Source organism: Winogradskyella psychrotolerans RS-3, assembly GCF_000427335.1.
In the GTDB taxonomy this organism is placed as follows: Bacteria; Bacteroidota; Bacteroidia; order Flavobacteriales; family Flavobacteriaceae; genus Winogradskyella; species Winogradskyella psychrotolerans.
The window spans coordinates 176,657-198,540 of the sequence record NZ_ATMR01000007.1; the positions used below are offsets into that span (position 1 = coordinate 176,657).

Consider the following 21,884-nt stretch of genomic DNA (forward strand, 5'->3'; position numbering starts at 1 on the left):
TTAAAACTTCGTAGAACATTAACTTTAAGATAAAATGAAAGTAGGTCATTCTCAAGAGATTCCTGCTTTCGCAGGAATATGGAAACCAAAACTACATACAGACCAACATTAAAAGCTATTGAAGCTGCAGCAGAAAAGTTAAAAGGTATTGCATCAGTAACACCTTTAATTAAAAACGCCAGATATTCTAAAGATTTTGATGCTAACATTTATTTTAAAAGAGAAGATCTACAAGTTGTACGTTCTTACAAAATCCGTGGTGCTTATAATAAAATATCCTCTTTGAGTCCTTCTCAAATTGAAAATGAGATTGTGTGCGCTAGTGCAGGAAACCACGCCCAAGGTGTTGCAATTTCATGTAAGCTTTTAAAAATAAAAGGGACTATTTTTATGCCTTCTCCTACTCCCAATCAAAAGATTGAACAGGTAAAAATGTTTGGGGAAGATTTTGTTGAAGTTGTTTTAGTTGGAGATACGTTTGACGATGCTTACCATGCCGCAATGCAACAAAGTGAAGAACTCAACAAAACGTTTGTACACCCTTTTAATGATGAAAAAGTTATTGAAGGACAGGCAACAGTTGGTTTAGAAATTATTGACCAAGCAGAAACGCATCCCATTCATTATGTATTTGTACCTGTTGGTGGTGGTGGACTCGCAGCAGGATTGTCCTCTGTTTTTAAAATCTTATCACCTCAAACAAAAATCATTAGCGTAGAACCAAAAGGTGCTCCGGCTATGTTAACATCTATTAGAGCTAATAAAAACACGAAGTTAGACACCATCGATAGTTTTGTAGATGGAGCCGCTGTTAAGCGTGTTGGTGATTTAAGTTTTGCTATTTGCAAAGAGACATTACATCGTGTGGTTACTGTAGACGAAGGTAAAATTTGTCAAACTATTTTAGACCTATATAATAAAGATGCTATTGTTGTTGAACCTGCAGGAGCTTTAAGTCTTTGTGCATTAGACCAATTTTCGGAAGAAATAAAAGGCAAAAATGTAGTGTGTGTTATTAGCGGAAGTAATAATGACATTACTAGAATGGCAGAAATTAAAGAACGTGCCCTACTCTATGCCAATCTAAAACATTATTTCATCGTTAAGTTTCCACAACGTGCAGGAGCCTTAAGGGATTTTGTGGTTGATATTTTAGGTTCAAATGATGATATTACACATTTCGAATACACCAAGAAAGCTAACCGCGAAAACGATGTGGCCGTAGTTGGCATACAATTAAAATCACCTGATGATTTAGAGCCATTAATTACCAAAATGAAACTTCATAATTTCTATGGAGATTACCTAAATGACAAACCCGATTTATTTCAATTTTTAGTATAGGTTAACATATACTTAACCCACATAAAGGATACAATTAAGTATCTTTATTACTTACAATTAATAGTTCAAAACAAGTTAATATGACTTCAACATTTGTGAATATTCCAGAACAGTTTCAAATTAAAAATTTAGTCGACCAGAACACCTATTTAGTAGACGGCGCACTGATTCCTTGGCGAGGAGAAACTTCTAAAGTATATTCTACAATTTCCTCCACTGAAGATTACAAACCAACATTACTTGGAACTATTCCTACTTTAGGAAAAAAAGAAGCTATAAGAGCATTAGATTCTGCTGTTTCTGCATACAATAAAGGACAAGGGTTGTGGCCAACAATGAAAGTTGTAGATCGGATTGCTTGCATGGAAAAATTTGTAGAACAAATGAAAACCAAACGTGAGGAAGTTGTAAAATTATTAATGTGGGAAATTGGCAAAAACCTACCAGATTCTGAAAAGGAATTTGATAGAACCGTTGAATACATTTACGACACTATTGAAGACTACAAACAAATGGATCGCGATAGTGCTAAATTTGTAAAGAGTTCTGGCGTTAACGCACACATTAGAAGAGGACCTTTAGGTGTTGTTTTGTGTTTAGGTCCTTATAATTATCCGTTAAATGAAACTTTTGCTTTGCTGATTCCTGCATTAATCATGGGAAATACAGCCATTTTTAAACCAGCAAAACATGGTGTGTTATTAATTTCACCATTATTAGAAGCGTTTAGAGATAGTTTTCCAAAAGGAGTTGTTAATATCATTTATGGTCGTGGAAGAACAGTTGCTGCGCCAATTATGCAATCTGGTAAAGTTGATGTTTTGGCTTTAATCGGAAATAGTAAATCAGCAAATGCGTTACAAAATCAGCACCCAAAAAGTAATAGACTGCGTTTAGTTTTAGGTCTTGAAGCTAAAAACCCAGCAATTGTGTTACCAGATGCCGATTTAGATTTAGCCATAGATGAATGTATTGCAGGAACCACTTCTTTTAATGGTCAACGTTGTACAGCTTTAAAAGTCTTATATGTACATGAAGACATTGTTGAAGAATTCAATAAACGTTTTTCAGCTAAAGTCGATGCTTTAAAATTTGGAAACCCATGGGAAGATGGAGCTAAATTAACTCCATTACCAGAACCAGATAAACCAGATTACATTCAAGATCTAATTGACGACGCTACAGAAAAAGGAGCAAAAGTCATTAATGAGAAAGGTGGAGACACCACTGAAAACTACATATTTCCAGCGGTTTTATATCCTGTCACAAAAGATATGCGCGTCTTTCAAGAGGAACAATTTGGACCTGTAATTCCTATCGTTCCATTTTCAGATATTGAAGAGCCATTAGATGATATGGCAGAATCTAATTACGGGCAACAAGTCAGTTTATTTGGAAACGATGTAAAAACATTAGCGCCATTAATTGATACTCTTGTGAATTTAGTTTGTCGGGTGAATTTAAATAGCTCATGTCAACGTGGACCAGATGTATACCCGTTTACAGGTCGTAAAGATTCGGCAGTTGCTACACTGAGTGTCCATGATGCTTTGCGTTCATTTTCAATTAGAACATTTGTAGCCTCTAAAGACAACGATTATAACAATGCTATTTTAAAAGATTTATTAGATTCTAGAGCTTCAAACTTTGTGAGTACAGATTATATACTTTAGTGAAAGGTGGTTTGAAGCCACTCAATTTGAATTATTTAAAGTATTTTTTAAAAGAATTATGAATTTGATAAAAATTTCATAAAAGCCCACATATTGAGTCAATATTTAAATATTAATTCTAAATTTACATTATGTTAAGTCAAAGAAATAGAATTGAAAGACCCACACGCTTGTTATTAAACAAGCGACGTCGCTAATGGAATCTACTTTAAACCATTTAGTTAATCAATTTTAATTTTTTTTACATTGAACAATTCATCACATTTATTTCTTTTTTCAACTATAGCAGCCCCAACTACTAAGCTGGTTTCTGTACGCCATATTTTAAGTCGTCGCCCGTAAGGGTACAATTTATATTAGGAACTTAGGTGTGTCCAGTTCTTCATTCAAAAGAAAATCAAACATTTTATAATCTATAAAAAACAATCACAATGAAAATTGTTATTGCTGATAAATCGCATAGTATTTACGCAGAACTTATTTGCGAAACCATTGCCGAAGCTGCTAAAGTTAGAGGTACAGGTATTGCAAAACGGCAACCAGAATACATCATTACCAAAATGGAAAACGGTAATGCTGTTATTGCTTTAGAAGGAGATCAGTTTGCTGGGTTCTGTTATATCGAAGCATGGAGTCATGGTAAATTTGTGGCAAATTCTGGCTTAATTGTACATCCTGACTTTAGAAATATAGGACTCGCGAAACAAATTAAGAAAGTCATTTTTGATCATTCTAGAACCAAGTTTCCAGATTCTAAAGTTTTTAGTATTACCACAGGTTTAGCTGTTATGAAAATGAATAGCGAATTAGGCTATAAACCCGTTACATTTTCAGAATTAACAGACGACCAATCCTTCTGGAAAGGCTGTCAAACATGTAAAAATTTCGATGTTTTAACACGTACAGAACAAAAAATGTGCTTGTGTACAGGAATGTTATATGATCCTGCTAAAGCCGAAACATCAAAACCCAAAGAACGTCCTTACGACAAGAAAGTATGGACACGATTAAAATTGATAAAACAGAATATGTTTTTAAAAAAAGACAAAAAAGATGAGTAAAAAATTAGTTATAGCATATAGCGGAGGATTAGATACCTCATACTGCGCAGTAAGTTTAAGTAAAGCAGGATATGATGTTCATGCGGTTAGTGTGAATACCGGTGGATTTACTCAAGAAGAAATTAAGACTATTGAAAGCAATGCCTATAAAATGGGCGTTTCGACATATAAGAACATTGATGCTATTGCATCGTATTATGATAAAGTAATTAAGTATTTAATCTTTGGAAATGTTTTAAAGAACAACACTTACCCTTTATCTGTTAGTGCAGAACGTATTATTCAGGCCATTGAAATTGTACAATATGCCAAAAGCATAGACGCCAAATATATTGCCCACGGAAGTACTGGAGCGGGAAACGACCAAGTACGTTTTGATATGATTTTTCAAACTATAGCACCAGAAATTGAAATCATTACACCTATACGAGATGGAAGTTTAAGTAGACAACAAGAGATTGATTACCTTATAGAAAACGGAATCGATATGTCTTGGAATAAAGCTAAATACTCAGTAAACAAAGGACTTTGGGGCACGAGTGTTGGAGGAGAAGAAACTTTAACATCTGAAAAACCATTACCAGATTCGGCTTATCCTTCACAATTAAAACATTCAGATCCTGAAAAAGTAGTCTTAACATTTTCTAAAGGTGAATTAGTCGCTCTAAATGGTGTTGAAAATAATCCTGAAGTCAATATTGAAGTCTTAAACAATTTAGCATCTGCATACGCGATTGGCAGAGATATACATGTTGGAGATACGATTGTTGGTATTAAAGGACGTGTTGGTTTTGAAGCTGCAGCGGCTTTAATTATCATCAAAGCACATCATTTACTAGAAAAGCATACGTTGACGAAATGGCAACTGCAACACAAAGATTATTTATCTAGTTTTTACGGCATGCATTTACACGAAGGGCAATATTTAGATCCTGTAATGCGAGATATGGAAGCCTTTTTACAAAGTAGTCAAGATAAAGTTTCAGGTGATGTTATCGTAACGCTTAAGCCTTATCATTTTTCTTTAGATGGCATCAAATCTAAGCACGATTTAATGAATGCTAAATTCGGAAGTTATGGTGAAGAAAATAAAGGTTGGACTGCAGATGAAGCCAAAGGATTTATTAAAATATTTGGCAATCAAAATAAGATTTATCAGCAAGTAAATTCAGAATCATGATCAAAGCAGGTATCATTGGAGGTGCTGGTTATACAGCAGGAGAATTAATTAGATTATTGATTCATCACTCTAAAGTAGAAATCGATTTTATTTACAGCACCTCTAACGCCGGAAACAACGTTAGTAAGGTGCATCAAGATTTATTGGGGTCAACAGATTTAGTGTTTTCAGATGTCATTAATGCAGAAGTTGATGTCCTGTTTTTATGTTTAGGTCATGGTAATTCAAAAGCGTTTTTAGAAAATAACAGCTTTTCCGACGCGACTAAAATCATTGATTTAAGTAATGATTTCAGGCTAGACGCAGAGTCAAATTTAGATGGCAAAACCTTTGTTTATGGTTTACCTGAATTAAATAAAGAAGCCATAAAAAAAGCGAATTATATTGCTAATCCTGGATGTTTTGCAACCGCGATTCAAATGGCATTGTTACCACTAGCTAACGCCAAAGTATTACAAGATGACGTGCATATTAATGCCGTAACAGGCGCCACAGGTGCAGGAACCTCATTATCTACAACCACACATTTCACATGGAGAGATAATAACTTTTCACATTATAAAGCTTTTACGCATCAGCATTTAGGAGAAATTAATCAAACTGTAAATATGTTGCAATCAGATTTTAAGTCTGATATCAACTTTATGCCGAATCGCGGGAATTTTTCAAGAGGCATTTTTGCTACACTTTACACAAAATATGAAGGCAGTTTAGAAGAGGCAAAACAATTATATCGTGACTTCTATAAAGATGCTGCATTTACATTTATTTCAGATGACGACATTCATTTAAAACAAGTGGTCAACACCAATAAATGCATCCTTCATTTACATAAACACAACGATAAATTATTAGTCACGAGTATCATCGATAACTTATTAAAAGGTGCATCAGGACAAGCCATTCAAAACATGAATTTAATGTTTGGATATGAGGAAACTGAAGGCTTGAAATTAAAGGCTAATTATTTTTAACACATACTCAAACCTGTCAGGTTTCAAAAACCTAGCAGGTCTAAAATCAAATTTAAAATCGATAAAAGTTGTCACATTGAGCGCAGTCGAAAGGTCTAGATTAAAATAAAGTTTAACTTAAAGAGATAACCGCTTTCGCGGTTAATAAATATGAACCGAGCATTTTTTAATGCGAACACATTTTACCATTAAAAAAGAATAGAAAAGCAAAATGAAAATAGCAATCATAGGAACAGGCAATTTAGGAAAGTCCATAGCAAAAGGACTGATCACCAACAACGCCATTACCACACTATACTTAACCAAACGAAACTTGAACGGCATTCAAGATTTAGATGGTTATAAGAATGTAACATTAACAACCGATAATATTGAAGCTGTTAAACAATCTGATATTATAATATTCGCCGTTCAACCAGCACATTTTGAAACGATTCTAAATGACATTAAACCACATTTAACTGAAAAACACGTATTAATTTCCACTATTACAGGATTTTTAATTCCGAAAATTGAAGCTATTGTCGGCACGGATCAATTTATCATCAGAGCTATGCCAAATACAGCCATTGCGGTTGGTAAATCCATGACTTGCATGTGTAGTAATGAAAACGGCAAAAAACGCATACCAATTGCTGAAGCTATTTTTAACAGATTAGGTCACACCTTAGCGATTCCAGAATCACAAATGCAAGCCGCAACCGTTGTTTGTGCTAGTGGCATTGCATTTTGGATGCGATTAATAAGAGCTACAACACAAGCCGCTATTCAATTAGGTTTTGATGCTAAAGAAGCACAAGAATTAGCCATGTACACTAGCGAAGGAGCAGCCAACTTATTAATAACAAACGGGCATCATCCTGAAGAAGAAATCGACCGTGTTACCACACCAAAAGGATGTACTATTGAAGGTTTAAATGAAATGGAGCACAAAGGATTGAGCTCGTCTTTAATTCAAGGCATGGTAGCTTCGTTCAATAAAATTAGTAACATTAAAAAAGAGCAGATATAGTACATTCTGTTGAATCATAAATCTTGCAAGGTCTTTTTTTGACCTTGTAAGTATAAAAATAACAAACTATACCTACAAGGTTTTTGAAACCTTGCAGGATAAAAAAAATAACATGAGTTTATTTAATGTATACCCATTATTCGACATCACTCCCGTAAGCGCCAAAGATGTTTACGTTTATGATGATAAAAATGTTGAATACTTAGATCTTTATGGAGGCCATGCTGTGATTTCTATTGGACATTCGCATCCAAAATATGTATCAGCAATTACAAATCAAGTTGAAAAATTAGGGTTTTACAGTAATGCAATTCAAAATCCATTACAAGTAGAATTAGCCGATAAATTGGAAACGCTTTCTGGTTGTAAAGATTACCAATTATTTTTATGTAACTCTGGAGCAGAAGCGAATGAAAATGCTTTAAAATTAGCATCATTCCATAATGGTAAAAAGAAAGTTTTAGCTTTTAAAAACTCGTTTCACGGCAGAACTTCTGCTGCAGTTGCTGCAACCGACAACCCAAAAATTGTAGCACCTATAAATGCACAACAACAGGTTGACTTTGTAGAATTGGGAGATTTAGATGCTGTTGAAGCCATTTTAAAACAAAACGACACTTGCGCAGTCATCGTAGAATTCATCCAAGGTGTTGGCGGTTTAGACCAAAGCACAACAGAATTCTATCAAGGTCTTGAAACACTTTGTAAGCACTACAACACCGCATTAATTGCCGACGAGGTACAATCAGGATTTGGTAGAACTGGCGACTTTTTTGCATTTCAAAAACACAATATTACACCAGATATTATTTCTATTGCCAAAGGCATGGGGAATGGTTTTCCGGTTGGAGGGATTTTAATACACCCTTCAATTAAAGCCTCTTTTGGTTTACTAGGTACCACGTTTGGTGGCAATCACTTAGCTTGTGCAGCAACGCTTTCTGTTTTAGATGTTTTAGAAGACGAAAAGCTGATGCAAAATGCTAAAGATATTGCTGATTATTTTCAAGAAAAAGCAAAAGAATTACCAAACTTAAAATCAATTAAAGGTCGTGGTTTAATGATAGGATTAGAATTTGATTTTCCGATTTCAGAATTGAGAAAAAAGCTGATTTTCGATCATCATATTTTTACTGGAAGTGCTACAAATCCTAATTTGATAAGAATTCTTCCACCTTTAACGATTCAGAAAAAACATATTGACATCTTTTTTGAAGCAACCTGCAAGGTTTTAAAAACCTTGTAGGTTTAAATTAAGTTTAATTAAAAAGTTACCCACTTTCGTGGGCACAGAGATGAAGAATTACACCAAAATAAAAGATTTACCCAACTTGTCACAAACCATAAAGGAAGCCATCTTATTAAAGATGAACCCTTTTGAATTTCAAGATTTAGGGAAACATAAAACTCTAGTCATGCTCTTTTTTAATTCGAGTTTAAGAACACGATTAAGCACCGAAAAAGCGGCAAAAAATTTAGGAATGGACGTTATGATATTAAACGTCAATGACGCATGGAATATTGAATTCGAAGATGGTTCCATTATGAACGGCAATTCATCTGAACATATTAAAGAAGCCGCACAAGTTATTTCGCAATATGCCGATATCATTGCTGTAAGAGCATTTCCAACGTTGCAAGACAAAGCGAAGGATGAATCAGAATATATTCTCAATAACTTTAAAAAATACGCGACTGTTCCCATAGTAAATATGGAAAGCGCTACAGCACATCCTTTACAAGCGTTAGCAGATGCCATTACCATTTCTGAATTAACCGAAAAAGCAAAGCCTAAAGTCGTATTATCTTGGGCTCCACATCCCAAAGCATTACCACAAGCGGTTGCGAATTCGTTTGTAGAAATGATGCAAGATTTAGAAGTTGATTTCACAATAACGCATCCTGAAGGTTATGAATTAAGTGAAGCCATCACAAAAGATACGCCTATAAATCACAACCAAGAAGAGGCTTTAAAAGATGCCGATTTTGTTTATGTAAAAAACTGGAGTAACTATAAAGACTACGGTAAAGTCTTGAACCAAGATGAGAATTGGATGATGACGAAAGCCAAATTAGGTGGCGCCAAATTTATGCATTGTTTACCTGTAAGACGAAATGTTGTGGTTGAAGACGCCGTTTTAGATAGCGACCAATCGGTGGTGATTAAGCAAGCGAATAATAGAACGTATGCGGCACAAATTGTGCTGAAGCAGATTTTGGAGGATTTATAAAAGTAAGCGAATGTCATTCTGAACAGAGTGAAGAATCTCTTAGTTTAAGATTCTTCACTATGTTCAGAATGACAAAAACAACAAGATGAAAATACTAAAAGTCATAAAAATAGGTGGAAATATCATCGATAATGACGATGCACTAGCAGCGTTCATTACAGATTTTGCAGCTCTAAAAGGCCCTAAAATTTTAGTGCATGGAGGAGGGAAATTAGCTACTAAATTAGCGACCCAAATGAATATTCCTGTGCAAATGAATGAAGGTAGACGTATTACAGATGCGGATACTTTAGATATTATCACCATGGTTTATGCAGGGAAAATCAATAAGAATATCGTTGCGCAGTTGCAAGCCAACACCTGTAACGCTATTGGGTTTTCTGGTGCAGACGGTAACACGATTGTTTCAGAGAAACGTCCAACAAAACCGATTGATTATGGATTTGCTGGCGATGTAAAACAAGTGAACACTGAAACCTTAGAAATACTTTTAAAAAACAATATTACACCTGTCTTTTGCGCTATTACACACGACAAAAACGGTCAATTATTAAACACAAATGCAGATACCATTGCTTCAGAATTAGCCATTGGCTTTGCTTCGATTTACAACACAGAGCTTTATTATTGTTTCGAAAAAAGTGGTGTTTTAGAAGATGTAAATAATGACGATTCTGTAATTGAAAACATCAATACAGAAAGCTACAAAACATTAAAAGAAAACAAAATCATATTTGAAGGCATGTTACCTAAATTAGATAACTGTTTTCATGCCATAAATCAAAACGTTCAAAAAGTTTGTATTGGAAAATCAGACATGCTTTTCAATAACAACAATAGACACACAACTATAACCCAATGATTGAAAAACTAACCACACAAGCCATTGCTTTACTAAAGCAACTTATAGAAACAGAATCATTTTCGTCAGAAGAAGACAACACAGCGTTGCTTATAGAAGATTGGTTTAAGTCACACAAGATTCCTTTTAAAAGAGATCATCATAACATTTGGTCTACCAACAAACACTTTGATGACAGCAAACCAACACTCTTATTAAATTCGCATCACGATACCGTAAAACCTAATAACGGCTATACCAAAGACCCGCTTAAAGCCATTGAAGAAGACGGAAAATTATATGGCTTAGGAAGTAATGATGCTGGTGGTTGCTTAGTGTCTTTAATTGCAACATTCACTTATTTCTACGACAAAAAAGACCTTAACTATAATTTAGTTATCGTCGCTTCTGCTGAAGAAGAAAGTAGTGGCCCAAACGGACTCAATAGCATGTTAAGCATCATTCCAAAAATTGATGTCGCCATTGTTGGTGAACCTACTTTAATGAATTTAGCTATTGCCGAAAAAGGTTTAGTCGTTTTTGATGCCAAAGTAAAAGGTACAGCTGGCCATGCCGCACATCCAAATAAGGATAATTCAATTTACAATACTATTGAGGTTTTAAAATGGTTTAAAGATTATCAGTTTGCACGAAACTCACCCGTTTTAGGTGATGTAAAAATGACCGTTACTCAAATTAATGCTGGGAAACAACACAACGCGGTTCCTGCTGAAGTTGATTTAGTCATCGATGTCCGTGTGAATGACAAATACACGAATCAACAAATTGAAGAAATTTTAATTAGAAAGTCACCATGCACAAGTATTAAAGCGCGGAGTTTACGATTGAATTCGTCTTCAATTCCTATTAATCACGAATTGGTTGAGGCAGGAATTGAATTAGGTAGAGAAACTTATGGTTCGCCAACATTATCTGACCAATCGGTTTTAACTTGCCCTTCACTGAAATTAGGACCAGGAGATAGCACACGTTCGCACACAGCAGATGAATTTATTTATTTGGCTGAAATTGAAGAAGGTGTTGATTTGTATATTAAATTATTAGAGAAAGTATTGTAATAAAAAGATAATAGAATCAAGAGACAAGAATCAAGACCAATAGCTCATTCATATGAGTAAGAAGTCTATGTTCTAGAAGCGCAGCGGTCTTGCATCTTGACTCTAAATTTTAATAAGTAAAATTTATAAGTATGAAACTTTGGGACAAAGGATTTTCAATAGATAAAAAAATAGAATTATTTACCGTCGGAAACGATAGAGAAATCGATATGCATATTGCAAAATATGATGTAGAAGCGTCGCGAGCACATGCTGTGATGTTAGAATCTATCGGAATAATAACTTCGGAAGAGTTAGAACAATTGAAATCAGGATTAAAAATTTTAGCGGAATCTATTGAAGATGGCACGTTTATTATTGAAGACTCGTTTGAAGATGTCCATTCTAAAATTGAACACGAACTCACAAAAACCTTAGGCGACGTCGGAAAGAAAATCCACACAGCACGTTCTAGAAATGATCAAGTTTTAGTAGCCCTTCAACTCTACTATAAAGAGAATCTTGAAATTATAAATTCTAAAACAAAAACATTTTTTGATACGCTTTTAGGTTTAGCCGATACTCATAAAAAACAACTTTTACCAGGTTACACACATTTGCAAGTCGCCATGCCATCATCTTTTGGTTTATGGTTTTCTGCCTATGCTGAATTGTTGATTGATGATGTATACGTTTTAAATGCAGTATCTAAAATCGCAGACCAAAACCCATTAGGTTCAGCTGCTGGTTACGGAAGCTCTTTTCCTATTGATAGAGACATTACCACTAAAGAATTAGGCTTTTCAACCTTAAAATATAACGTGGTTGCCGCGCAGTTAAGTAGAGGGAAAAGTGAACGTGCTATCGCCAGTGCTTTAGGCGGTTTATGTAATACAATGGCGCGTTTTGCCATGGATATTTGTTTGTATATGAGTCAGAATTTTGGCTTTGTGACGTTTCCAGATGAATTAACCACAGGAAGTAGCATCATGCCACACAAAAAGAATCCTGATGTATTTGAATTGATTCGAGGTAAGTGTAATAAAATTCAGGCCTTACATTCTGAAATGTTATTAATTACCAATAATTTACCAAGTGGTTACCACAGAGATTTTCAATTGTTGAAAGAAAATATCATCAATGCTTTTGAAGATGTAAAAGATATTCTAGACATCTTTAATTATTCGATTCAACAAATCATCGTGAAGGATATTGACCTAACTGATGAGAAATACCAATACTTATTTACAGTAGATAGCATTAATAATTTAGTGGTTGAAGGTATGAGCTTTAGAGAAGCGTATCAAAAAATTGGAAGTGAAGTACAAGCTGGAACTTATAAACCAGATTTAGGAAAAGAACACTCTCATATAGGAAGTATTCATAATTTGTGTTTGGATGATATTAGAGAGAAGTTTCCAAAGTAAATAACACCCCTAAAGTCCCCTCAAGGGGACACTAGTACTAAAGTTTATTTTGAGGATTGTCCCCTTGAGGGGCCTTTAGGGCGTGTTAGTAATAAATGTTTTGAATCTTTATCACGAAAAATAAAAAAAGCATCTGTAAAACAGATGCTTTTAAGTTTCTACTCTAGTAAAAGACTACCCTAGAATTTATAGCAGCAGAAGTATTATTAAATTATAATCCTACTAAATCGCCATCTTCATTTTTGGTCGCTAGATCGGATTTACCCATTAAGTAAATATCAACTTGTCTAGCCGCTTCTCTACCTTCTGAAATTGCCCAAACAATCAATGACTGACCTCTGCGCATATCACCTGCTGTAAATACGTTGGGAATATTAGTTTGATATTGCCCATAGCTTGCTTTATAATTAGAACGCACATCTCTATCTAATCCCAATTTATCTGCGATTGTAGATTCTGGCCCAGTAAAACCTAAAGCTAATAATGCTAAATCACATTTCCAAGTTTTTTCAGTACCAGCAACCTCAACTAATTTAGGACGCTCTCCTGGCACCATTTCCCATTCTACATTTACAGTTTTTAGGGCTGTTAACTTACCTTTAGCATTCGTAACAAACTCTTTAGTATTAATTAACCAATTACGTTCCACACCTTCTTTATGAGACGATGACGTTTTTAATTGCAACGGCCAATATGGCCAAGGTGTTGCAGGCGAACGATGTCCTGGTGGTTTTGGCATAATTTCAAAATTAACAACTGATTTTGCACCTTGACGGTTTGATGTTCCAATACAATCCGATCCTGTATCTCCACCACCAATAACAATGACATTTTTGCCCGTCGCTAATATTTGGTCTTCAATTTTCTGACCAAAAACAACTTTGGTTTGTTGGGTTAAAAAATCCATAGCTTGAACCACTCCATCTGCTTCAATGCCAGGTGTCGGTAAACTTCTTCTTTCCGTTGCACCACCACAAAGTACTACAGCGTCAAACTTTTTTAAATCTTTTACATCGTAATTAACTCCAACGTTTACGTTAGTTTTAAAGACAATACCTTCCACTTCTAATATGGCTAAACGACGATCTATGATGCCTTTTTCCATTTTAAAATTTGGAATACCGTAACGTAGTAATCCACCAACAGCATCATCGCGCTCAAACACGGTTACTAAATGCCCTGCTCTATTTAATTGTTGAGCAGCTGCTAAACCTGCAGGACCAGAACCGACAATGGCAATTGTTTTTCCGGTTCTCGTTTTAGGTGGCTGCGGTTTAATCCAACCTTCTTTAAAGGCACGTTCTACAATATTTTTTTCAATATTTTCTATAGAAACTGGATCTTCAATAATACCTAAGACACAAGCTTGTTCGCAAGGTGCAGGACATAAACGTCCTGTAAACTCTGGGAAGTTATTAGTTGAGTGTAATATCCAAGATGCTTTTTGCCATTCGCCTTGGTGTACCATATGATTAAAATCTGGAATTAAATTACCCAGAGGACAACCACTATGGCAAAACGGAATTCCACAATCCATACAACGCGACCCTTGTTCGGCCATATCTTTATCCTTTAAAGGCACCGTAAATTCATTATAATGCTTTACACGATCCTTTACTGGCTTGTAGGACTCATCTTTTCTTTCGAACTCTTTAAAACCTGTTACTTTTCCCATTTTATTCCTGCGAAAGCAGGAATCTCACCCTGACTTTCTAATTTTAATTCTACTATAAGTTTATTTTTTTCTCCAACTAATTGGATTTGGAATTACGCTATTTCTAATTCCTCAAACATTTGTTCCTCTGTCTCTAAACGCTTTAAAGCACGTTTGTATTCCGTTGGCATCACCCGAACAAAATTGTTTAAACTCGTCTCCCAATCTGCTAATAATTCAGCACCTCTTTTACTATCTGTAAATTTTACATGATTTTCAATTATTGCTTTTAAATCAAGCGCATCTTTTTTAAGAATCTTTTCAAATTCTATGGTTTCTGTATTACATAATCCATTTACAAATTTGTTTTCAGGATCATAAACATAAGCAATACCACCACTCATTCCGGCAGCAAAATTTCGTCCTGTTTTACCAAGAACAATTACTTTTCCACCCGTCATATATTCACAACAATGATCACCAACACCTTCTACAACTGCTATTGCTCCAGAGTTTCTGACAGCAAAACGTTCACCTGCAATTCCGTTGATATACGCTTGCCCTTCCACAGCTCCAAACAAACAAACATTACCAATAATGATATTATCTTCTGCTTTGAAATCTGCTTTTGTTGGCTTCTTAACAATTAGTTTAGCTCCAGACAAACCCTTCCCTAAATAATCATTGGTATTTCCTTCTAATTTGAAGGTCAACCCGTGCGCTCCAAAGGCACCAAAACTCTGTCCGGCTGAGCCTTCAAAATTGATATTCAACGTATCTTCTGGCAAGCCTAAATGACCATATATTTTTGAAATTTCGTTACTCACAATAGCTCCAACCGTACGATTTGTATTTTTAATTGGATAAGACAAAGTCATCTGTTCTTTTCTATATAAAGCACGATGCGAATCTTTAAGAATCGTAAAATCTAAAACGTTATCTAGATTATGATCTTGCTTTTCAGTATTCTTAACTGTCATTTTACTGTAAGCTTCTGGTCGGTATAAAATTGAAGATAAATCCAAGCCTTTAGCTTTATAATGCGTAATTGCTTTATTGGCGTTTATTTTATGTGTCTGACCAATCATTTCAGCCATAGATCTAAATCCTAATTCGGCCATAATCGCTCTTAATTCTTCAGCGATATAATAGAAGAAATTAATGACATGTTCTGGCGTGCCTTTAAAGTTTTTACGCAAGGTTTTGTCTTGAGTTGCGATTCCAACAGGACAGGTATTTAAATGACATTTTCGCATCATAATACAACCTGAAGCCACTAATGGCGCCGTTGCAAATCCGAATTCTTCCGCACCTAATAAGGCTGCAATTGCAACATCTCTACCCGTTTTTAATTGTCCATCGCATTCAACAACAATTCGACTTCTTAAATTATTAAGCACTAAGGTTTGTTGTGCTTCGGCTAAACCAAGTTCCCAAGGTAAGCCCGCATGTTTTAATGATGTTAAAGGGGATGCTCCTGTACCTCCATCGTAACCCGCAATTAACACAACATCTGCTTTTGCTTTGGCGACTCCTGCAGCAATTGTTCCTACCCCAACTTCTGAAACAAGTTTTACGTTAATTCTAGCTTCGCGATTTGCATTTTTTAAATCGTAAATTAATTGTGCTAAATCTTCAATTGAATATATATCGTGATGTGGTGGTGGAGAAATTAAACCTACAAATGGTGTTGAGTTTCGAGCTGCAGCAATCCATGGTAATACTTTTTCACCAGGCAACTGACCACCTTCTCCAGGTTTTGCTCCCTGAGCCATTTTTATTTGAATCTCTTTCGCATTCGTTAAATAGTGAGAAGTAACTCCAAAACGACCCGAAGCAACTTGCTTTATCGCAGAATTTCTGCTATCTCCATTTACATCGGGTTGAAAACGTCTGCGGTCTTCTCCTCCTTCACCTGAATTAGATTTTCCTCCAATTCTATTCATGGCAATCGCTAAATTTTCATGAGCTTCACGAGAAATTGACCCATAAGACATGGCTCCTGTTTTAAATCGTTTTACGATATCTGTCCAAGGCTCTACTTCTTCAATAGGAATTGGGTCGATATTATTAAATTCAAACAAGCCACGAATGGTCATTAAATTTTCGGACTGTTCATTAATTGTTTTTGCATAAACATCATAACTAGCCTGATCACTTAATCGAACTGCTTGTTGCAATTTTGCTACCGTTGTAGGGTTAAACAAATGCTTCTCTCCATTACGTCTCCAACGGTAATCACCTCCAATATTGAGTCCTAAACGCTTATCAACTTCTGTATTTGGATACGCATACTTGTAGCGCTTATCAATTTCTTTTTCGATTTCATACAAGCCTATACCTTCAATTCGCGAAGCTGTATATGGAAAATATTTTTCAACAAATTGAGAGTTGAAACCAACGATTTCAAATATCTGAGAACCTCTGTAAGAATGTAATGTAGAGATCCCTATTTTGTTCATCACTTTTAAAATACCTTTTCCAATAGCTTTGTTGAAGTTATCCACTGCTTTTTGCTCATCCATTCCCGTAATGAAGCCTTCTTTTACTTGCGCTCTGATGATTTCATTTACCATATAAGGATTTACAGCACTTGCACCATATCCAAATAAAGTTGCAAAATGATGTGGCTCACGTGGTTCTGCAGATTCAATAATAATATCAAAATAAGAACGCTTACGTAAACGATTCATCTGATGGTTTACATAAGAACACGCTAATAACGACGGAATTGGCGCCATAGCTTTACTTACACCTCTATCAGATAGAATGATAATATTTGTTTTTCTTAATAATGCTTTTTCAATTTGAATAATTACATTGTCTAAAGCATCCTCCAATCCATTAAGACCTTTATCTTTCTGGTACAACATTTCTATGGTTTCAGCTTTAAAGCCTTCAACATTAATATGTCGGATTTTATCTAAATCATCATTTGAGATTACAGGATTCTGAATTTTTAATTTTCTACATTGGCGTTCTGTAATACTGAAAATATTTCTATCCTTACCTAATGACAAGCTAATATCAGTTACAATTTCTTCTCTAATTCCATCTAAAGGTGGATTGGTAACCTGAGCAAATAATTGCTTAAAATAGTTAGAAATGATCTGTGGTTTGTTTGACAAAACGGCTAAAGGTGTGTCAGTTCCCATAGAACCTAAAGCTTCCTTAGAATTTATAGCCATTGGTGTAATAACTTCTTGAATATCCTCGAACGTATAATTAAATAAACGCTGTCTTGTTTTGATATCTAAAGTTTCAATTGGACATGTTTCTCCTGTATAAGGAATGTCTTTTAAATGTAATCTCGTTTTATCTAACCATTCTTGATATGGTCTTTCTTTAACAATTTTACTTTTTATTTCTTCGTCATTAATAATTCGACCTTGGTTCATGTCCACCAAGAACATTTTTCCTGGCTCTAAACGGCCATGACTTTCTACATCTTCAGGAGCAATATCAACAACTCCAATTTCAGAAGACATAATTAATTTACCACTTTTTGTAACTGTATATCTCGATGGTCTTAAACCATTTCTATCTAATAGTGCTCCAATATAATTTCCATCTGTAAATGGTACAGAAGCAGGTCCATCCCATGGCTCCATAATACAAGCATTATAATCGTAGAATGCTTTTCGTTCTGGCGACATTGTAGCGTGTTTTTCCCAAGCTTCAGGAATCATCATCATCATGACTTCTGGCAATGAACGTCCCGTATGCGTTAATAGTTCAACAACCATATCCATAGACGCTGAATCTGATTTTCCTGGTAAAATGATTGGAAACAATTTATCTATTTGCGGACCGAAGACTTCACTTTTCATAATTTCTTCTCGAACACGCATTCGGCTCACATTACCACGCAATGTATTGATCTCACCATTTTGACACATAAAACGGAATGGCTGCGCCAATTCCCATGTCGGCATCGTATTGGTTGAAAAACGTTGATGCACTAATGCTAAACGCGTTACTAAATCTGATTCTTGTAAATCTTTATAATACGGCCCAATATCTTCAGGCATAATAATACCTTTATATATCAATGTATTCATTGACAAACTAGAGACGTAAAAATAAGCGCTTTGAGACATTTTAGATTTCCGAACCGTATGTTCCGTTATCTTACGCGCTGCATATAGTTTTGCTTTAAAATCAGCTTCAGAAACTTCATTCGATTTCCCAACAAAAAGCTGCTCAATATTTGGTTCTGATGCTAAAGCTATTTCACCTAATTGTGTAGAATCTACAGGCACTTCTCTCCATCCTATAACAGTAAGACCTTGAGCAATGATTTCTTTTTCGAAAGTATCTTTACAAAATTTATATTGATTTCTGTTTTTTGGCAAGAAAACCATACCTACAGCATATTTCCCTTTTACAGGAACTTTAAACCCACAAACGCGTTTAAAATAAGCATGAGGAATATCTATTAAAAGACCTGCTCCATCACCTGTTTTTCCATCAGCACTTACACCTCCGCGATGCTCTAATTTTACCAGTATTTCTAAGGCGTCATGTATAATTTGATTTGTCTTTTCTCCTTTTAGATTACAGATGAATCCTGCACCACAATTTTCGTGTTCAAATTCTGGTAAATAGAGCCCTTGTTTCTTAAACATATTTCAATAAAATTTCAAGGTTTTTACACCTTATTACTCCTCTAATATATATTCAAAAAATTGATTTAAAAAATAGTTGAAACACTTTTCCCATATCGATAGTTAAGCGCATTCAGAATGAAAATATTGCAATAATAACGGGATATAATGATGAATAAACAATTATAAATATTCAACAAAAATCACACTTTATTGCGAAAACGTCTAAAACAAGGATATAGAACTAAATATAATTTAAACATTACGGGTTTTTACTCAATTTATGAAAATTCTAATTATCGATATAATAAAAAAATCACTTGATTTAATTTTAACCCTAAATTTTATAGGGTATAAAATTGAATATTCATAAAAATTACATTTTAACCCCATTTTTTTATAGGGTGTAAATAAAGATTATATAGATTTGACTCGAACTAACTATTATTAAATATATTATTATGAAAAAATTACTTACGCTTTCAATGTTCTTTATTGCATTTGGTTTATTTGCTCAAGAAGAGGAAACTGAGGAAAAAAAATCCTTTACTATTAGCGGTAGCGTTGACGCCTATTACCAAACCTACATATCTGCCCCTGATGATGCTGGCGCAACATTCGGTACAGCTTTCGCAGATAAATCAGGTTTCGCCTTTGGTATGGGTAATATAATTGCCAGCTATGAAAGTGGCAAAGTAGGTGCCGTTTTAGATTTAGTTACAGGACCAAGAGGTGGTGCCGCTACATTTAATACTGACATTGTTGATGGTATTGTAAACCAAGCATATGTTTACTGGAATGTTTCAGAAAAGACAACCTTAACAATGGGACGTTTTAATACATTTTTAGGTTACGAAGTAATTGCTCCAGCAGCAAACTTTAACTATAGCACATCTTACCTATTCTCTAGCGGTCCTTTCTCTCACATGGGCTTAAAAGCAGATTTTGCTTTATCTGATGATTTTAGTTTAATGCTAGCCGTTATGAATCCTTGGGACACTAATGATACATCTACAACTGGCGAATATTCATTTGGAGCGCAATTAGGCTATTCTGGTCAATTCTTAAATTTTTATTATGACAGTGGAAACAACGGCGGATTAGGTTTTGAAGTTGATTACACAGGTGGCTTTGATGTTTCTGATGCCTTTTTCTTAGGAATCAACGCAGCCTACAATGATAATGATGGAAGTGGTTTTTATGGTGCTGCTTTATATCCACAATATGCTACATCTGAAGATTTTAGCATTGGCTTAAGAGGCGAGTATTTTGCTTTACATGGTGAAGTTGATGATTTTGACTACCCAAGTGTATTTGGAGTTACATTAACAGGTAGCTATACCGTAGATAGTAACTTAATAATTAAGCCAGAGTTTAGATTAGATTCTTTAACTGATGCCGATGGAGGTATATACGGTAATGTTATTGACAATGATGGCTTAGCAGCTAGTAGTCTAAGTGCTTTTACTTTAGCCGCTATCTACACATTCTAAATCACAACACTAACTAATTTCTACTATTATGATATATAATTTTTTAACAATACTCCCAACTCTAGCAGCAGTGCAAGATGCCGCTGAACCTACAGAAGTCGAAGCCGCAGTTGCAGCAATAAATAGCGACATGGGAATGCTTTGGATGTTGATTTCAGCAATTCTAGTATTCTTTATGCAAGCTGGATTTACGCTAGTTGAAACAGGTATGACGCGCTCCAAGAACGCAGCCAATATCGCCATGAAGAACTTACTAGACATCTGTGTCGGTTCATTGACCTATTGGTTTGTTGGTTACTCTTTAATGTACGGAGACACATCTAACGGATGGTTTTTCTGGAGTGGCTTAATGCAAGGAGAAGGAGCTGATTTATTATTCCAAACTATGTTTGCTGCAACAGCTGCAACTATTGTATCAGGAGCAATTGCAGGTAGAACAAAATACTCTACTTATGCTATTTTTTCTATAGTGATGACGGCATTAATCTACCCAATTGCTGGTGGATGGCAATGGCAAGGATCTGGTTGGTTAACAGAACTCGGATTTATTGACTTTGCAGGATCTTCAATTGTACACTCTGTTGGCGGATGGGCTGCTTTAGTTGCCGCTTACATGGTAGGCCCAAGAATAGGAAAATTTGTAGATGGAAAAGTAATGTCTATACCTGGACATAACCAAGTACTCGCAACATTAGGTGTTTTTATCCTATGGTTAGGATGGTTTGGTTTTAATGGTGGTTCTCAACTTGCTTGGGGAGGTGCAGACTCTATCGCAGCGTCTAATGTTGTTTTAATAACAAACTTAGCAGCAGCGGCCGGTGGTTTAGGCGCACTAATAACGACATGGATCTGGTACGGAAAACCAAATCTACCACAAACTTTAAACGGAGCTTTAGCTGGTTTAGTAAGTATTACTGCTGGCTGCGGAAACATGTCTACATTAGGTGCGATTTTAGCCGGACTAATTGGTGGTATTATCGTTGTATTCTCTATAGAATTTATTGAGAAAAAACTTAAAATTGATGATGCTATTGGCGCTGCCTCTGTTCACGGTGTTGCCGGAGTTTGGGGAACAATCGTTATTGGTCTTTGGGGAATTGATGGAGAAACAGGAATAGGCCTATTTAATGGCGGAGGATTTACTCAATTAGGCGCTCAGGCAACTGGAGTGGTAGCTTACGCCGCTTGGTCTATTGGATTGTCATTCATTATTCTAAAAATATTAAAATCTACAATGGGTCTTCGTGTTAGTGAAGAAGAAGAACTAGTTGGACTTGACCTTTCTGAGCATGGTGAAATTGCTTACCCAGGAAAAAGAGAAAGATAATT

Annotated in this window: 15 protein-coding genes; 13 read left to right on the forward strand and 2 right to left on the reverse strand. The window is 35.3% G+C overall.

What is annotated here, in order from left to right:
• Positions 1-78: 78 nt before the first annotated feature.
• The 11 genes from ilvA (at position 79) to argH (ending at position 12,801) form a co-directional block, all read left to right on the forward strand.
• Entirely contained in the window at positions 79-1,344 is a 1,266-nt protein-coding gene (ilvA, locus tag ADIWIN_RS01090; RefSeq protein WP_020895825.1) for a threonine ammonia-lyase IlvA, read from the forward strand.
• An 80-nt stretch (positions 1,345-1,424) separates the two neighbouring features.
• On the forward strand, positions 1,425-3,017 hold the full coding sequence (locus tag ADIWIN_RS01095) for an NADP-dependent glyceraldehyde-3-phosphate dehydrogenase (protein WP_020895826.1): 1,593 nt from the start codon (positions 1,425-1,427) through the stop codon (positions 3,015-3,017).
• 431 nt (positions 3,018-3,448) lie between these two features.
• Complete coding sequence (locus ADIWIN_RS01100; RefSeq protein ID WP_020895827.1) at positions 3,449-4,078, forward strand: GNAT family N-acetyltransferase; 630 nt, start codon at positions 3,449-3,451, stop codon at positions 4,076-4,078.
• Entirely contained in the window at positions 4,071-5,258 is a 1,188-nt protein-coding gene (locus ADIWIN_RS01105) for an argininosuccinate synthase (RefSeq protein ID WP_020895828.1), read from the forward strand. The genes ADIWIN_RS01100 and ADIWIN_RS01105 overlap by 8 nt, the downstream gene beginning before the upstream one ends.
• A complete protein-coding gene (gene argC, locus ADIWIN_RS01110) occupies positions 5,255-6,232 on the forward strand; it encodes an N-acetyl-gamma-glutamyl-phosphate reductase (RefSeq protein WP_020895829.1) in 978 nt (325 codons plus the stop codon). Before ADIWIN_RS01105 ends, argC begins: the two co-directional genes overlap by 4 nt.
• Positions 6,233-6,443: 211 nt before the next feature.
• Positions 6,444-7,244, forward strand: coding sequence for a pyrroline-5-carboxylate reductase (gene proC / locus ADIWIN_RS01115; RefSeq protein WP_020895830.1), 801 nt, complete (start codon positions 6,444-6,446; stop codon positions 7,242-7,244).
• A 112-nt stretch (positions 7,245-7,356) separates the two neighbouring features.
• Complete coding sequence (locus tag ADIWIN_RS01120) at positions 7,357-8,490, forward strand: aspartate aminotransferase family protein (protein ID WP_020895831.1); 1,134 nt, start codon at positions 7,357-7,359, stop codon at positions 8,488-8,490.
• A 49-nt stretch (positions 8,491-8,539) separates the two neighbouring features.
• Positions 8,540-9,475 carry a Rossmann-fold NAD(P)-binding domain-containing protein gene (locus tag ADIWIN_RS01125; RefSeq protein ID WP_020895832.1) on the forward strand — a complete coding sequence of 312 codons (936 nt, stop codon included), beginning with the start codon at positions 8,540-8,542 and terminating at the stop codon, positions 9,473-9,475.
• An 85-nt stretch (positions 9,476-9,560) separates the two neighbouring features.
• Positions 9,561-10,337: an acetylglutamate kinase gene (argB, locus tag ADIWIN_RS01130; RefSeq protein WP_020895833.1), complete on the forward strand. Its 777-nt coding sequence runs from the start codon at positions 9,561-9,563 to the stop codon at positions 10,335-10,337.
• A complete protein-coding gene (locus ADIWIN_RS01135) occupies positions 10,334-11,395 on the forward strand; it encodes a M20 family metallo-hydrolase (RefSeq protein WP_020895834.1) in 1,062 nt (353 codons plus the stop codon). Before argB ends, ADIWIN_RS01135 begins: the two co-directional genes overlap by 4 nt.
• A 131-nt stretch (positions 11,396-11,526) precedes the next feature.
• Positions 11,527-12,801 carry an argininosuccinate lyase gene (gene argH / locus ADIWIN_RS01140; RefSeq protein ID WP_020895835.1) on the forward strand — a complete coding sequence of 425 codons (1,275 nt, stop codon included), beginning with the start codon at positions 11,527-11,529 and terminating at the stop codon, positions 12,799-12,801.
• Positions 12,802-13,012: 211 nt separating this feature from the next.
• On the opposite strand, the gene ADIWIN_RS01145 is transcribed toward argH, so the two are convergent.
• Together ADIWIN_RS01145 and gltB are read right to left on the reverse strand one after the other, a co-directional pair.
• Entirely contained in the window at positions 13,013-14,476 is a 1,464-nt protein-coding gene (locus tag ADIWIN_RS01145; protein WP_020895836.1) for a glutamate synthase subunit beta, read from the reverse strand.
• 92 nt (positions 14,477-14,568) lie between these two features.
• Positions 14,569-19,083, reverse strand: coding sequence for a glutamate synthase large subunit (gene gltB, locus ADIWIN_RS01150; protein WP_020895837.1), 4,515 nt, complete (start codon positions 19,081-19,083; stop codon positions 14,569-14,571).
• A 440-nt stretch (positions 19,084-19,523) separates the two neighbouring features.
• On the opposite strand from gltB, the gene ADIWIN_RS01155 reads away from it, so the two are divergent.
• On the forward strand, positions 19,524-20,555 hold the full coding sequence (locus tag ADIWIN_RS01155; protein ID WP_020895838.1) for an outer membrane beta-barrel protein: 1,032 nt from the start codon (positions 19,524-19,526) through the stop codon (positions 20,553-20,555).
• A 31-nt stretch (positions 20,556-20,586) separates the two neighbouring features.
• Complete coding sequence (locus ADIWIN_RS01160; RefSeq protein WP_438874645.1) at positions 20,587-21,882, forward strand: ammonium transporter; 1,296 nt, start codon at positions 20,587-20,589, stop codon at positions 21,880-21,882.
• Positions 21,883-21,884 lie beyond the last annotated feature (2 nt).